Genomic DNA, 15,956 nt, shown 5'->3' with positions numbered 1-15,956 from the left:
GCCTCCACAGATTATTTAGCGAGATTTGCTGCCTGCTGACCGGCGATGCGGCCGAATACGAAGTTGCCAATCAGAGCGTTGCCGCCGGCACGGTTCGTACCGTGGATACCGCCGGTGGTTTCGCCGGCTGCGTAGAGGCCCGGAATGACTTTGCCGTTCACATCCACAACTTCAGCGTTCGGTGTGATTCTGAGACCGCCGCAGGAGAAGTGAACGTCCTGAGTTTCTTTACCGAAGAAATACGGCGGCTTGTTGATGAGCTGAGTGAATGTGGTCTTGCCGAAGTCCGGGTCTTCCTTCTTGGCTGCAAATTCGTTGTAGCGGTCGAGTGTGGCCTGAAGAACCTTCGGATCAACGCCCATCTTCTGAGCCATTTCTTCGACGGTGTCGGCCTTAAAGACGATGCCTTTCTTCAGCTTGCCTTCAACGGAGGCGCCCTTCAGAGACTGGTCGTCCGTGATGACCCACATTGTTCTGCCGGGAAGAGCGAGAACAGCGTCAGCGATGGCGTCGCGTCTTCCGCCTTCATTGACGAAGCGCTTGCCCTGAGGATCTACGAAGATGTCACCGCCTACGTAGTCGATGCAGCGGCCGCCGACGAACGGAATCAGCTGGATGTAGTTCATGCCGTCAGTATCAGCGCCGATCTTTGTAGCCATGTTGATACCGTCACCGGTAGAGCCGTCAAAGGATTTGCCGGTCGGGTTGGCGGTTGTTTTGAAGGAGGCGTCTAAGCGTCTGTCATAGCGCATACGCATCGGAACGTTCGCGGTGAAGCCGCCGGTTGCCAGAACAACTGCTTTGGCCTGATAAGTAATCTTTTCGCCGTTCTTTGTCTGAGCGACGACGCCTTCAACCGGAGATTTGTCGTCTTTGCGGATCAGCTCAATTGCGCGTGTATTGGTCTTAACCTATACACCGTGTTCTTTAGCTGCTTTGTTGAGAACGCGGATGTAATCGTGTCCGGCGTTCTTGTCTCCGGAGTTGTGAGAACGAGCGAAGAGGCCGCCCCAAGCTTCGAAGACACGCGGGTTCCACTGTACGCCGAGTTTTTCCATCCATTTAATGGCCGCTTCGGAATTGTCGGCAAGTGTTTTAACCAGTTCGGGATTGGCGCGGAAGTCGCCGGCTTTCATTGTCTGAGCAGCCATCTTTTCTGCGGAGTCTTCAATGCCGAGCGCTTTCTGACGTTCGTGGTCAACCGCGTTCACGGAACCGCCGGAGATGACGGTATGGCCGCCGACAACAGGATTCTTTTCAAGAAGAACAATGTTTTTTGCACCGGCTTCGGCAGCGGAGACGGCGGCTGAGAAACCGGCACCGCCCGCGCCGACGATGACAACGTCAGCCTGAACAGTTTGGTCGGCCCAAGCGGCGGAAACTGCGAGTGCTAAAGCGGAAGCAACGATAATTTTCTGCATTTTTAATCTCCATCAAGAAGTTGAGTTTTAAAAGTGAAACCTTGTTGATGGATATTTTGTCGTGTCCGGCTTTTGGCTATAATGTACCTTCGTGCATATGCACCAAGGTGCATACTCGTTATCGCCGATTGAGTTCTTCGGCGATTTTGAGTCCGGCGATTCGGCCAAACACAAAGCAGGAGATTAGCGAGTCGCCTCCTAAGCGATCCGCGCCATGGATACCGCCCGTGACTTCGCCTGCCGCATAAAGGTTTTTAATCGGACGGTCCGCCTGATCCAGGACTTGGGCTGAAGGATTGATTTTGAGACCGCCGCAGCTGAAGTGCGCGTCAAAGCGTTCTTTTCCGAAATAAAAGGGCGGTTTCTCGATTTTCTGAGTAAATGTGGTTTTACCGAAGTCCTCGTCCCTTCCTTGTTCAGCAAACTTGTTGTAGCGGTCAATCGTGTATTTCAGGACTGCGCGGTCGACACCCATTTTGTCCGCAAGTTCTTGGATGCTGCCCGCTGTGTCGACAACGCCCGTCAGAAGTTTTGCTTCTAAGCCGGAATTCTTGGTTGACTGAGCGTCAGTCACCACCCACATGACGCGGTCGGGAAGATTCAGAAACGCTTCCGAGACAAAGCGCACTTCAGCGCTTTCATCCACAAATCTTTTTCCGGATGAATCAAGGAAGATGTCGCCTCCGACGTAGTCAAGAAGGCGGCCGCCCTGAAGCGGAATGAGCTGTATCGCATCCATATCCACGGTTTTCGCGCCGATTGTCTCAGCCATAAGAATGCCGTCACCGGATGCGCTGTCGTATCCTGTTCCGTTGGGATCGGCGGTACTGCGGATGTTGCCGTCGAGCCTCTGGTCGTAGCGCATCCGCATGGAAATGTTCCCGGTAAAGCCTCCGGTTGCGATAAGGACCGCTTTAGCTCGAATCAGTCTCTGCCGCTTGTTTTTATCAATGACGCTGATGCCTTGGACTCTTCCATCCTCAAAAATCAGGCGTTCAGCTTTGGTGTTGAGCAGCATCTGCACGCCCAAATCCCGGGCATGGCGATTGAGGGTGCGCAGATACAGCATGCCGTTCCGTTTGGATCCGGCAGAATGCGCTCGTTTATGCTTGCCGGACCAGGCTTCAAAAACCTCTTCCTGGAAAGGGATTCCAAGTCCGGAGAGCCATTGGAAAGTTGGGTAGGCATTGCTGACAAGCGTTCTTACCAGTGCCGGGTCGTTACGATATGCGCCGGTTTCAAGAATCTGCTGCTCCCATAATTCGGGACTGTCTTTAATGCCTTGGCGCAGCTGCATTTCCGGATCCACGGCGTTGACGCTTCCGCCCGAGAGCGCGGTGTGTCCGCCGATGAAGGGAGCTTTTTCAATGACAAGGATATCTTTTAAACCGGTTTCCGCGGCAGCGGCCGCAGCGGAAAGCCCTGCGGCGCCGGACCCGATGATGATCAGACTGTATTCTTTTTCAGATGCGGCTGAAAGCGTAGGAACGTAGCTCAGCAGCAGCGAGCCCAAAAGAAAAAAGCGTCTATTCATACGATACCTGCAGTTCGTTAAGGAAGGCTGCCAGCTCCACGGCTGAGGCCACATTAAGTTTTGCGCAGACGTTTGAGCGATGCATCTTTACCGTACGCTCGCTAATGCCTAAGTCATAAGCAATGATCTTATTGAGTTCCCCTTTAGCTACACGCAGTGCAACCTCTTTTTCTCTTGGCGTTAGAGACTCAAAGACCGATTTCAGCTTCTCGCGGGATTCGATGCTTTCTGTCAGTGCAACACTTTCTTTGACCGCTTTGCAGACGGCAGCCTGAAGCCGCTCGGGTTTGGAAGTTTTTTCAAGGAAGTCAGAGGCGCCGCGCTTGAGCGCGTGCACCGCCATATCCAAATCTCCATGACCTGATAGAAAGATGATAGGAAGGCGGCAGTCCTTTTGATTTAATTTGACCTGCAGCTCCATGCCTGTCATCTCAGGCATACGCACATCAAGCACCAGACAGCCCGGTCTTGAAAGATCGTCGGTTTCAAGGAAGTGAACGGCGCTTTCGTATTCTTTGATTTCCCAGCCCATCACGCTGAGGAAGAACGAGGTGGAGCTTCGAGCGTCTGCGTCGTCGTCAATAATTCTAACCAGCGGGTGCTTCATTTTCCTTATCCATTTTCAATGGTGAACTTCGCGCTTATGCCGTTTGGCTGAAGGCGGCTGAATTCCAGCGTGCCGCCGTGACTGTCCGCGATTCCTCTCACAAGAGAAAGACCGATGCCCATTCCGTTGGGCTTAATGCTGTCGCCAAGAGATTTAAGTCTGGCAAATCCGGCATCGTCGAGCGCCGGGCCGTTGTCTTCCACCTCAATACAAAATTGATCGGTGTCGGCGTCGGTAATCGTAAGAGAAACGGCCGGCTGACTTTGAGATTCTGCGGCGCTGCAGGCGTTGCGCATCAGATTGATCATCAGCAGTTCCAGTTCCAGAGGTTCGCCGCTGACATAAGCGTGTTGGGGTCCCTGGTATTTAATCGGAATATTTTTGTACTGTCCTGAAGCGAGAACGGTAAGTGCGCTTTCTGCGATCTGAGTTAAATCGCATCTTTTGAGTGTGCCGCGTTTGCGTTTGGCGTAATTGCGCACGCGGATGATGATGTCGCCGATCCTCTCGCTGTTGGATTCCAGATTTGAGATGGCTTTTGCGGTCAGCGCGTCCGAGCGGCCTTCTTTTTGGAGGTGATACTTGAGGCCTGCCAAGTAGTTGTTGATCGCCATCAGCGGCTGCTGGCATTCGTGAGCCAGCATCCCGGACATCTGGGAGATCACGCCGAATTTTTCCAGCTGAGCGAGTCGGAGTCTGGATTCGCGCTGCTCTTTTTCCAGCTGAATTTGTCTTTCAAGCGTTCGCTTGACCTGAGCCGTCCGTTTGGCAACGGTCCTTCTGAGATAGAACCAGTTGCCGATGAGCATGAGAAGCAGTAAAGCGGCGACTCCGATCTCTGTTCCGAAGCGGCTGATGACTCCGTTTAGGCTCCAGTCTTTGAGATAAGCGTAGGGACCGATCTGAAGGTCGCGATACAAGTCGCTGACTTTGGAGAAGCGGTTGGCAATCGTCCATTCGTAGTCGTTGGTCGCTCCTATGGAAATGAGTGCGGAAGTTACTTCCCAGGCCAATTTCGGAGAGGTCTGTTCCACGGAGGCAAAGACAATGCCGGGATAGAGATCCGTTGAATGCGCGCAATGAAGTGTTGTATTGGATTTTGGCGCGACAACCTTGAATTCGCTTTGGTCCAGCAGGCCTTCATCCGCCATTTTCTCAAGCAGGCAGGCTGATAAGATCGCGACATCCGCTTTCCTTTCGACGAGCGCCATCAGCGCGTCCGGAAATTGAAAATGCGAGAAGAGGGCTTTTGAGAAAAAGTTGTCTGGGTTAAAGCCGAGCTTATGTATTTCATGGAGTGCGATGAGCCAGCCGTCAAAGGAGTTCGGCTGAGAGGCGACAACGGTCTTTCCTTTCAGCGACGCCAGGGAGTCCAGATCTTTTCGATCGGCGAGCGTCACAAACGTACTTGCTTCGGATGCAGACGGATCCTCAGAGAGGACGGTCTTTCTAGTCGCGATGTGCATCGCACCCTGCAGGAGACTGAGCTCGTGAAATGTTCCTGCAGAGCAGATAAAGAAACTGACATCCTGCCTTTTGAGATCTTCGGCTGGATTGATCGAATTCACCGGAACAAATTTGAACTGATGCTGCGGAAGTTTTTGGTTTAGATAATCCAATGTCGGGCTGAGTGTTTCTGAAAACAGGCCCGGATTGAAAGAGTCAATGATGCCGATTTTGATCTCATCGGCATGAGCGTAGGTACAAAAGGTCAGCGCTGCGAACACAGAGGCTGCAGCGTTAAATATCTTTCTAACTCTGTTCACCGTTGACCACTTCATCATTTTTAAATTTTTTGGGCCATTGTTACATATTCTCGGGTGGGTGCATAGAGAGGTTTTTACCCGAGAGGATTAGCAAATAAACGGTAATTCCAAAAGTCGAAAGAATACTGAGTGTCAGGAACGCGCAGATAAAAAAATGGGCGGCCGAAGCCGCCCGGGGGAAGGGCCTATTAGTTCAGGATGAACATTAAGACGGTTACAACAACCAGTGCGAGAATGACCGGGATCGCTGTGCGTTTGACGATTTCCATCGGATTCACGCCGGCGATACCTGCGAGAATGATGACGCCGCCTGCGACCGGAGACATTGTGCGGCCAAGGCCCGCGGCAATCTGAGCGACTGCGCCGAGCTGAACGACGGTCAGACCGAAATCAGCCGCGTTCGGAGTAATGGCTTCGTTAAAGGCAAGTGCAGCGGCATTGCCGGAACCGCAGATCGCGGCCATAACAAAGGGACCGACAGCGGCGGCGAACATGGCGACCGACTGAGAACCTTTCATGGCGTCAACGAGCGTGCCGGTTAAACCGATCGACTTCATGCCGGCGGCAAAGAGCGCGGCAGCGGCGATCAGGATCACGACATCACAGAAGCCGTCGCCGGCACCGCGGCAGAAACGCTTGGAGACGTCGCCGACTTTCTGCTTATTAAAGATCGCGACAACGATGCCGATTGCGGTACCGATCAGCATGCAGACCGGAACGGAGAACGCTTTAGTCGGAAGAAGACCGACCTGCTTGGACGCAAGGACCAGAAGCGCGAGCGGAATAATCGGAACAATCGCTTTGATCGGATTAACTTTGAAATCTTTCTGAATTTCTTCGCCTTCGGGCAACTCTTTGGTGATCTCTGTCGAGCCCACGCCTTCCTTTAAGAACGCGCAGATCACGGCAAGAACGATCGCGGCGACGACGGCACCCACGGCGCACGGAAGCGCTTCCTGCATAATCACGATCATGGCGTCAGCGGACGGGATTTCTTTAGCTTTGAAAGCGATAGAAGCAATCTGCGGATTGAACATCAGGCCCGGGCTGACCACTGAACCCCAAGTTCCGACAAACACGGCGGCAGCCGCCATGACAGGACGAACTTTGAGCGCGATCAGTGCAGGAATCAGCAGAACACCGACCGCGGCCGCAATACCGGCCGCTGACGGCAGAATGATGTTGAGAACCCAGGTAATCAGCGCGGCGCCGGGGATGACTATGAACGGTACATGTGTCAGCGGTTTAACCAGCATGTTGACTAAATGATCTGAACATTTGGTATACGTCATGACATAACCAAAGCCCATGACGGTCACAATAGTCGGAACCAAGCCGCCGTTAACGAGCTGTTTGACAAATGCGTCTACTGCGACGGACACCGTTGTGGATGATCCCGCGAATACCTGGCCGATGAAAGCCATGATTAAACCGGAGCAGGCGAGCACCAGACGGGCTTCATAGTTTTTATAAATGAGGTAGAAAGTTAGAACAACAATTGCTAAGCCAATCCAAATCATAATGAGTTCCTTAGGGTTGAGAGAGAAGGTTTTCGAAGGCTTTATCCAGCATTTCGTTACTTTGCTGAAGTTTGTCACGAAGGGTCTTGACGGTGTCGGTGTCTAAAGCGATGCGCTCTTCAAGCTCTTCAATAGATTTGCGAACGTTTTCGGGGGAAGGGGAACCGGCTCCGACTGTATTTTTAACCGCGTGTACCGGAGAAAGCGCCTCGCGCAGCTGGGATTCCGTGAGCTTGAATTCCTGCGCTTTTCCGTCGAGACGCTCTGTGACTTTACCGAAGATCTCGGCGGCTAGCTCATACGGGAAGTTATCGGGATAAAGCTCTTTTTGACGGGCGACTGTCACGATTTCGCTGGCGAAGGTGTGGCCGATTCTAAAGGGAAGGCCGAACTTTCTCTGCAGCGCTTCAGCAAGCGCCATCGTTGTGGTCCAGTCGGAATTTAATTCTTCCAGGCTGCGTTTGGCGTTCACACGAAGCTGAGAGAAGGCAAGATCGGTCAGCTGAAGCATTTCAACGCCCTTAACAAAGACGCCGGAACAGTCTTCAAGCACCGTTTCCTTATTGTCGTACATGCCAAGCTGCAGGTTGTGCGCCCGAAGGAAAGATGTCTGCATCGCGCCGACCACGTCAGAGGCAACCGCACGGGTTTTATTTAGGACGCCCGGGTTGCGCTTCTGCGGCATCGCGGACGAGCCGTAGGCAGCAGACTGATCAAGCAGCAGCCAGGGCCGAGTCTGTGAATACTGCTGAGCCAAGTCCTGCATCAGCACTCCGATGCGGATCGCCACGTTCGCGGAAATCGAGGCGGCTTCAAGCGGTACGTCAAAGAGACTGATCTGAGCGGCGTCCAGACCGTTTTTTATGGGGCTGTCAAACCCTAAAAGCGAAGCAAGCTTCTCGCGGTTGAGCGGCCAACTCGAGCAGGCGAGAACCGCAGCGCCAAGGGCGCTTCGGTTGATACGCTGATAAGCTTCATTGATACGATTCGCGTCGCGCTCGAACGATTCCAAAAATCCGCACAGATAGAAGGCAAGCGTGATCGGCATCGCCTGAACGCCGTTGGTGTAGGCAGGGATGTAAGTCTCGACGTTGTCTTTGGCAATTCTCAGCAGTCGGGTGCGAAGCGCATTGAAAGCGTCATAGAAATCGAGAACCGCCAGACGCAGTCTTGCCTGATTGAGCGTAGTGAACATGTCCTGACGGCTGCGTCCGGAGTGGATCAGAGTGGCGGATTCGCCGCAGGCCTCAATCAGAAGCTTTTCCAGAGGCATGATGTCCGTAAGGCGTTCCCTGCCCGGTTCATCCTGAATCCCTTCGGCTCTTTTCTGCGCGCGTGCAATTTTGACCGCGGTCTCATGATCAATGATGCGCTCGCTCTCGAGCATAACCAGCGAGGCTCGGTTCATGCGGTTCTGCCAATAAGCCCAGTCTTTTTTCTTGGCTTCGGGGCTTGTCGCGTCAAATGCGTCATGTCCCCATGGCGTCACACGAATAGTCATTATTTCTCCCGGTGATTGAGTATTGAATACGCTTACAGTCTATTCTTTGCCGGGAGAAGCGACGTTCTAATTTTGCACGGATACTTGTATTATCATTGATCTATTTCTAACTGTAACAGTCGATGTTCTTCGAAAATAAATCAAAAGATTGAATGAAAGGATTTTATTTATTTAAAATTTGACACGAATATTCGTGCAAAAATTGATCATATAAGGGAAAATTCTAAGATAGGAATCGAAAAAATTCCTTAATAAGCGAACTAACTAAAAAGGGCGAGCAGTCCGGAGAGCGGCGCGAAATCGAACGCCTGTTTCGCATGCGGACGAACCTTGGGTTTGGCATGCCAGGCGATGGAAAGGCCGGCCGCCTCCAGCATCGGAATATCGTTGGAGCCGTCGCCCATCGTGATGAGCTGGGAGAGTTCAATGCCGTGCTGCAGAGCGTAGGCTGACACATAGGAAATCTTGCCGCGGCCGTCAATAATCGGCGTGCCGAAAGGTCCGGTCACGCGGCCCGTCAATTTACCGTCGATGATTTCAAGTTCGTTGCTGATGACGTGTGTAAAGCCGTAGCGGGCTTTGACCACTTCCGTGACGCAGCTGAATCCGCCCGAGACAAGAAGCATCGGAATTCCGGCTTCTTTAAGCGCAGAGACCAGTTTCTCCGCTCCGGGATTTGGCCTGATGTGACGATCAATCAGACGATCCACGATAGAGGCGTCGGCGCCGGCGAGCAGTTTGACGCGGGCTGTGAGACTCTCAGCGTAGTTATGAATTTTGCCCTGCATCGCCAGTTCGGTAATTTTGGCGACATCTTCGCCTTTGCCGACAAAGGATGCCATCTCATCGAGTGTTTCCAGATTCAGAAACGTGGAATCCATATCGGTCGCAAAAAGCTTGAACTGACTCAGCTTCAAACTCGGTTCAATCCAATTGGCGTCGATTTGAAGCGCGCGGCATTTGCCTGCCCATCGCGTCTCAAATTCCTCTCGATTCATTCGCTGAAGACGAACCGCGCAGGGCTCTTTTATGACTCCCTTCCGGCCGATGGTATGCAGAAATTTTTGCAGAGTCTCTTCATGTCCGATCTTGGTTTGGAGAACTAGATCCTGGTTCACGTCAGCTCCTTGAGAATTCTGAGAATGGCATCCCCTCGTTTATCAGGGGTCTCGTTATAAGCCTCTAATCGTAACCGATTCGGTCCCATCATGCGCATATTTCTATTCTTTTGAAGCATGAAAAAGAATTTTTGAGGATCAAAACTGGGGTTATCCACAAATGTCATGATGATGGCTTCATCGGCCGCATCGATTTTTTTAACGCCGAGCGGCTTAGCTTCAATACGAATGCGATGGGTAAGAATGAGATTCTTTGCCTCTTCGGTCAGTTTGCCGTAGCGGTCAACGATTTCTTCCTGAATTTCGTACAGATCTTCACGTGTCTTGACCTGCGCAAGACGCTTGTAGAACATCAGACGGTTATGGACGTCCGGCACGTAGTCCGAACGCAGCAGGGCAGGCGAGTGCAGGTTGATTTCCGTGGTCGCTTCCAGCGGCGAAAGCAGATCAGGTTCACGTCCTTCTTTAAGCGCGGTCACCGCCGAGTCAAGCATTTGGGTGTAGAGGTCAAAGCCCACACCCGTCATGCTCCCGCTTTGATGCTCTCCCAAGACCTCGCCGGCTCCTCGGATTTCTAAGTCATGCATCGCCAGATAGAAACCGCTTCCGAGTTCTTCCATTTCCTTAATCGCTTCAAGCCGCTTGCCGGCGTTTTTGGTAATTGCGCCTTCGCCCGGCGTCATTAAATACGCGTAAGCCTGATGGTGCGAGCGGCCGACACGGCCTCTCAGCTGATGCAGCTGCGCCAAACCGAATTTATCCGCACGGTGCATGATGATCGTGTTGGCGTTCGGGATGTCGATGCCGGTTTCAATAATGGTCGTGCACAGAAGCACATTGGTACGCTGTGCATAGAAGTCCCTCATGACGCGTTCAAGTTCACGCTCATTCATCTGTCCGTGGGCGACGCCGATACGAGCTTCGGGAAGCAGTTTTTCGAGTCGAGCCCGAGCGTTCTCAATTGTTTCCACTTCGTTATGCAGGAAATAGACCTGACCGCCGCGTTTAAGTTCACGCAGCACAGCCTCACGAATCAGAGAGTCGCTTTCGCGCTGAACGAATGTCTTGATCGCAAGACGTTTCTGCGGCGCCGTCGCAATCACAGAGAAGTCGCGAATGCCTTCAAGCGACATGGAAAGCGTTCTCGGTATCGGGGTCGCGGTCAGCGTCAGAATGTCCACCTCCGAACGAAGCGATTTCAGCTGCTCTTTCTGCCGCACGCCAAATCTGTGTTCTTCATCAATGACGACTAAACCGAGATCTTTGAATTCGACCTTGTCGGAAAGAATCTTGTGCGTGCCGACCACAATGTCAATAGAGCCGTCCTTCAGGCCGTTGATCGCAGCCTGGGTCTCCTTAGTCGAGCGGAAGCGGGAGAGTTCGGCGATGCGGACCGGAAAATCCGCGAAGCGGTCCTTAAATGTCTGAGCGTGCTGCTCAGCAAGCAGAGTGGTCGGACAAAGAACCGCGACTTGTTTGCCGCCCATAACTGCCATGAACGCCGCTCGCAGCGCGACTTCAGTCTTGCCGAAGCCGACGTCGCCGCAGACGAGTCTGTCCATCGGATTATCGGAAATCATGTCTTTATAAACCGCTCGGATCGCAGCACTCTGATCGGCGGTTTCTTCAAACGGGAAAGCCTCGGAAAATGCTTCGTAATCGGCCAGACTGAACTTAAAGGCGAAACCCTTGCGGGACTCTCTCAGCGCATAGATATTGAGCAGTTCGGCCGCAGTATCACGGACCTGTTTTGCGGCTTTCTTACGAGCCTTTTCCCACTCGCCGCGTCCGAGCGAATGAAGCGGAGCGGTTTCCGGATCCGAGCCCGAATATCTGGAAATTAAGTGCAGCTGCGCGACAGGAACGTAAAGCTTGGCTTCGTTGGCATAATCGATCTGAAGGAACTCAGCCGGGCCGTCCGGCGTATCCATTGTGGAAAGACCGCGATAGCGGCCGATGCCGTGCTCCAAGTGCACCACCGGATCACCGACTTTCAGCTCCGACAGATCACGGATCATCATGTCGATGTTGCTTTCGCGTTCGGTGCGTCTGCGCTTTCTTCTGACCGAACGCTCGCTGCCCGCATAAAGTTCGGTTTCCGTCAGAATGGAGATCGCCGGATCCTCAAGATGCATTCCGTCATAGAGAGGTCCGTAGCAGAGCGCGAAGTCCTTGCCGCTTTCAAGGAAAGACTCGAAATTCTTCGTGGTAGGAATCGCAAGTCGATTTTCTTTCAGGACTTCGGAAATGGTTTCGAGGCGTCCTGCGGAATTGGCCATGATCAGGAGCCTGCAGCCTCGAACCTTGGAAAGATCCCGGTAGGCTCTAAGGCCTTCAAGCGGATCTTCCTTGCGTCTTTCGATGGAAACATTCGGAAGATCGGGCGCCTCGTGCAGTCCGTCAAGAAGCACTAAGCGCGGATATTCTCCCGCGTGTTCGAAGAATTCTGTTGCCGTCAGATAAAGCTCTTTCAAATCAAGAAGCGGGCGTTCTCCGTCAGCGCGAAGAAAACGGGCGCGCTCCTCGGTTTCTTTATCGAACTGAATAATCGCTTCGTTGACATCTCCGAGCAGCATCAAAGTGCAGTCTTCGCCGATGTAGTCAAAGAGGGTTTCCGTCTTATCAAAAAAGAGCGGAAGATAGTTCTCAATTCCGGCGGGCGCAATCCCGTTTTCGATGTCTTTGTAGAGCGAAACTTTAGAAGGATCGCCGTCAAATTTTTCTCTCCAGCGTCCGCAGAATCGGCTTCTCGCATCTTTGTCCATCGGAAATTCGTGCGCGGGAAGCAGACGAATTTCATCGACCTTTTCAACTGAGCGCTGATTATCTGGATCAAAGATGCGGATTTCGTCGATCTCGTCGTCAAAGAAATCCAGTCGGTACGGCTTTTTGGCGCCCATCGGGAATAAGTCAAGAAGTCCTCCGCGAACGGCGAACTCACCTTGCGCGACCACCTGAGAGACATGCTCGTAGCCGCGGGCGACCAGATCTCTGCGAAGTTCGGTCGGATCAACGCGCTGGCCCTTTTGGAAGAAGAACGTCGTTGCGCCGATAAATTCCCGAGGCGAGAGCCTTTGAGAAGCGGTGCTCGCGGAAATCAGCAGCACATCGACGCCATCCTTGACGGAATGGCGGTTGAGAAGTTTAAAGAGGGTCTGAAGCCGCTCGCCCACCAAGTCGGCATGCGGACTGAGAACGTCGTAGGGAAGAGTCTCCCAATCCGGAAAAACGCTCAGGCGAAGTGAGGGATCGAACCAGCGGACTTCTTCGGCAAGACGAATCACATCTCCCGGATCGGAGCAAATGACGGTGAGAAGCCGACCGGAAGCTTTCAGGCGGGCGCCGTTCTGAGCGACGGAAAGCGCTAGCGCGCTTCCTGCAGGTGCTTTTTCTTTGTATCTTTCTTTAGGGTTCAGATCCGCGGCGGACTTGCCGACGACGGGAAGTGCGTTAAAGGCTGTTTCTTTCGACATTTGAAGTTAAACCTTCCAGCGTGTCGAGGATAAGACACCAGTCGAGCCATGCTTTGCGCTTTTCTCCGGGCGAGCGAAGCAGGTAGGACGGATGGAAAGTCACAATGACTTTACGGTTTCTTCCCCCGACATTAAATTCGTGTACTTTGCCGCGCAGCGGGTTAAGCGCCTTAGCTTCACCAAAGAAGCGGGATGCGGCGGGTTTGCCCATCGCGACAATCAGATCAGGATCGATCAGCTCGATCTGCCGATCAAGGAACGGCTGACAGGCGATTTTTTCAGATTTTTCGGGCGTCGCGTTCATCGGCGGACGACATTTGAGCATATTGAAAATGCCGAGATCCTTTTGACGATCGAGTCCGCAGGCTTCCAGAATATGATCAAGCAGCTTTCCCGAGGGGCCGACAAAAGGCTTACCCTGACTGTCTTCTTCCCGACCGGGCGCCTCGCCGATCAGCATCAGGCGCCGCTTCGGTTCACCCTCGCCGAAAACCGGCTGAATTCTTTGACGGCTGATCGCGCAGACTTTGCAGTCATGCACCAATTGTTTCAGCTCAGTCCAATCCGCATGGAGAATTTTTTCCTGTCTTTCAGAAGAAAAGCCTTCCGCGGAGACGCTTCTGTCGTTCATGCCGTGCGCAGTGTTCTGCGGTTCAGCTGCCGCTTTACGAACAGGCTGAGGGGGCGTGCGGTGCGGCATTTCGCGCGGAACGCTATGAGCGGAAGCGGTACGCAGAGTTGCCTGCGGCGCATCTTTCTGCACTGCTTCAGAGCGTACAGGCGCACGATTCTCGGGCGCGGGTTTTGGCGCTTCGGTCAGCGCGGGAGCGGCTTCAGGCTCCTCCGCTTGCTCTGCGAGACTGAGCAGTTCACCTCTTTCTACCCATTGAGGTCCGAGATTAAGGGCGTTCCAGAGTTCGGTTTTTCTTTTATCGAGCACGATGTCAGCTTCCGTTCAGGTGCATGGTTATGGCGTCTTCTTTGCCGTGCGGGCCTTTGTAATAGCTTTTTCTTCGTCCCATCACGGTAAAGCCGAACTTCTCATAGATGCGGATGGCGGGAGAGTTGCTTGCGCGCACTTCAAGAAACCAATGTTTAATATTGCGCGCTTTCGCTTCATTAAGCATTTGACGAATCAGAAGGGATGCGATGCCTTTGCGTTTATGCAGAGGATGCACCGCGATGCGTAAAAGTTCGCCTTCGTCAAAGATATAGCTGAAGATCAAATATCCGACAACCGTGTCGGATGAATCTACCGCGACGAAGCATCCGTCTTTATTTAAAGAGGATTCGACGGAAGCGCTGCTCCAAGGTTCGTAAAAGGAGAGCGCTTCAATGCGGACGACCTCGTCAAGGTGCGCCGCCGTCATCGGGAGAACTTTAAACAAGTCCGTCATTGTGTCTGCCTAGAGAAATAATCCGGCTTCTCTTTCTTTGATTGTCATCGCGACATGGTCGCGGACATAAAGGGGAGAGGCGTTTTCCGCGCTTGTGAGCCGGCCCTCGGCAAATGCCTGCTGCGCAAGCGGCATCAGCATGGAGGCGTTCACGTCTTCTGCAGAAAGGAGTTTTACGGAGCCGAGCGAACCGATTTCTTTTTCGTATACGCGAAACGCGTTACCGCAGACATATTCAATACTGTAGTCGTCGCACAGCGCTGTAATTTCTTCGGGCTTGCGGGTGCAGGGAGCCAGGATTTCGACAAACTCGCCGTTTTCATAGCGGTAGGCCGCGCAGTAAGTTTCATGCATGCGCGCGTCGATCGCCGAAAGCAGTCGACATCCGTCGGCAATGACATTGCGGTGGCAGTAGGCGAGCGCCGTAAGGGTTCCGATAGGAATAAGCGGCAGGTTAAGCGCCCAGCCGATGCCTTGTGCAAGGCCGCACGCCACGCGGACGCCCGTAAAGGCGCCCGGACCGTTGCCGAAGGCGACCGCGTCAAGTTTATCGGCGGATCCGCCTGCGGATTCGAGCGCTCTGCGAATCATTCCGATAAATACTTCGGTATGTTTCTGATCGACTTCCGACTGAATAAAGATTTCCGAATTGAAACCGGAAACCGCCGCTGAGCAAAGCGTTCCCGAAGATTCCAAACATAATATCGCAGCACACATAAAACGACTCCTTATTGGCGTCTATTTTAACGAATTCCGCGGAATTCTCCGTGCGTAAGCGCGGGATGGATAGCGGCCGGCCGAATGTCAATTCAGCCGATGATTTTTGATATATCTCTCAATAATGGCAGTTGTTGCTCCGTCTCCAACTGATATTACACAGTAACTTTTTGTCCAAAAGCGTTTGCCCCAAAGCATCCTTCGAATCTGATTGAAGAATTCTTGACGAATTTTCAGAGATGATATGGTTTTTAGTTTACGTACCGGATTTGAAAGGCAAATTGTCGGAGGGTAAGAGATCAATAGATGAACATGATCCTCTTCTCCAGAGCACTCCAAAAACCTGACTTGATCCCGTTGACACAAGTCAGCAAAAATTTCTTTGAGCCTTTCCAAGATCGTTGATGAAATAACTTTTCGTCGGTAAGCTACGACGAAGATCAAATGAGCTTTGAGATTGAAAACACAATGAGAACCGGTAGATAACTGCATATGATTCAAAAAGTCGAGCGACACGTTATTCGTAAAAACAATGCTAACTGGCAAGCCTGCCACAAGCTTTGTTCATTGTCGCGCAAGCTCGGCAACTGCGCAGTCTATCTGCTTAGACATCGTGTCTTTGAAAAGGCGCCTGTACTGACACGCAAAGAACTTGATACTGAACTCAGGCATCAATACGGCAGTGACTATCGAGCCATGCCGTCGGCGGCTTCCGCGCAGAGGCAAGGACAAGTCATAGCCAAACAGTTCAAAGGTTTCTCCAAGGCGGCCGTTGAATACTCGAAGCACCCTGAGAAGTTTCAGGGGAAGCCTCGGCTACCGGGCTATAGGAGGAGATATCGAACGTTCTATGTCGGCCGCAACGGCTATCAAATCCGTGATTATCAACTGACAATCACGGG

11 protein-coding genes and 2 pseudogenes are annotated in these 15,956 nt (G+C 52.6%); 1 reads left to right on the top strand and 12 read right to left on the bottom strand.

All coding sequences use genetic code 11. From position 1 onward, the window contains the following. Positions 1-11: 11 nt before the first annotated feature. The 12 genes and pseudogenes from E5987_RS01315 to tnpA all read right to left on the bottom strand — a co-directional run bounded on the left by E5987_RS01315 (position 12) and on the right by tnpA (position 15,546). Positions 12-1,421: pseudogene (locus E5987_RS01315) on the bottom strand (FAD-dependent oxidoreductase). A gap of 118 nt (positions 1,422-1,539) precedes the next feature. Next, a complete protein-coding gene (locus E5987_RS01310; RefSeq protein WP_160334280.1) occupies positions 1,540-2,955 on the bottom strand; it encodes an FAD-dependent oxidoreductase in 1,416 nt (471 codons plus the stop codon). Then, positions 2,948-3,562: a response regulator transcription factor gene (locus E5987_RS01305; RefSeq protein ID WP_160334279.1), complete on the bottom strand. Its 615-nt coding sequence runs from the start codon at positions 3,560-3,562 to the stop codon at positions 2,948-2,950. Before E5987_RS01305 ends, E5987_RS01310 begins: the two co-directional genes overlap by 8 nt. A 5-nt stretch (positions 3,563-3,567) precedes the next feature. Continuing rightward, positions 3,568-5,328, bottom strand: a complete 1,761-nt coding sequence (locus E5987_RS01300; protein ID WP_288319633.1) for a sensor histidine kinase — start codon at positions 5,326-5,328, stop codon at positions 3,568-3,570. Between the two features lie 188 nt (positions 5,329-5,516). Further along, positions 5,517-6,848: a C4-dicarboxylate transporter DcuC gene (gene dcuC / locus E5987_RS01295; protein ID WP_160334278.1), complete on the bottom strand. Its 1,332-nt coding sequence runs from the start codon at positions 6,846-6,848 to the stop codon at positions 5,517-5,519. Positions 6,849-6,858: 10 nt separating this feature from the next. After that, entirely contained in the window at positions 6,859-8,349 is a 1,491-nt protein-coding gene (locus E5987_RS01290; RefSeq protein ID WP_160334277.1) for a lyase family protein, read from the bottom strand. A 260-nt stretch (positions 8,350-8,609) separates the two neighbouring features. After that, the gene (serB, locus tag E5987_RS01285) at positions 8,610-9,467 is read right to left on the bottom strand and encodes a phosphoserine phosphatase SerB (RefSeq protein ID WP_160334276.1); all 858 of its coding nucleotides are present in this window, start codon (positions 9,465-9,467) and stop codon (positions 8,610-8,612) included. Next, positions 9,464-12,940 (bottom strand): transcription-repair coupling factor, encoded by a 3,477-nt coding sequence (mfd, locus tag E5987_RS01280; protein WP_160334275.1) that lies wholly within the window; start codon positions 12,938-12,940, stop codon positions 9,464-9,466. Before mfd ends, serB begins: the two co-directional genes overlap by 4 nt. Further along, positions 12,918-13,880: a uracil-DNA glycosylase gene (locus tag E5987_RS01275; RefSeq protein ID WP_160334274.1), complete on the bottom strand. Its 963-nt coding sequence runs from the start codon at positions 13,878-13,880 to the stop codon at positions 12,918-12,920. The genes mfd and E5987_RS01275 overlap by 23 nt, the downstream gene beginning before the upstream one ends. Positions 13,881-13,884: 4 nt before the next feature. Further along, positions 13,885-14,337 (bottom strand): ribosomal protein S18-alanine N-acetyltransferase, encoded by a 453-nt coding sequence (rimI, locus tag E5987_RS01270; protein WP_160334273.1) that lies wholly within the window; start codon positions 14,335-14,337, stop codon positions 13,885-13,887. 9 nt (positions 14,338-14,346) lie between these two features. Then, positions 14,347-15,054 carry a tRNA (adenosine(37)-N6)-threonylcarbamoyltransferase complex dimerization subunit type 1 TsaB gene (gene tsaB, locus E5987_RS01265; RefSeq protein WP_160334272.1) on the bottom strand — a complete coding sequence of 236 codons (708 nt, stop codon included), beginning with the start codon at positions 15,052-15,054 and terminating at the stop codon, positions 14,347-14,349. 87 nt (positions 15,055-15,141) lie between these two features. Then, on the bottom strand, positions 15,142-15,546 hold the full coding sequence (gene tnpA, locus E5987_RS13420; RefSeq protein ID WP_160334271.1) for an IS200/IS605 family transposase: 405 nt from the start codon (positions 15,544-15,546) through the stop codon (positions 15,142-15,144). Between tnpA and E5987_RS01255 the strand changes: the two are divergent. Beyond that, a pseudogene (locus E5987_RS01255) lies at positions 15,547-15,956 on the top strand (RNA-guided endonuclease InsQ/TnpB family protein); the annotation flags it as partial.

Source organism: Parasutterella muris (genome assembly GCF_009767915.1).
Lineage (GTDB): Bacteria > Pseudomonadota > Gammaproteobacteria > Burkholderiales > Burkholderiaceae_F > Parasutterella > Parasutterella muris.
This window is presented reverse-complemented; position numbering and strand designations above follow the sequence as displayed.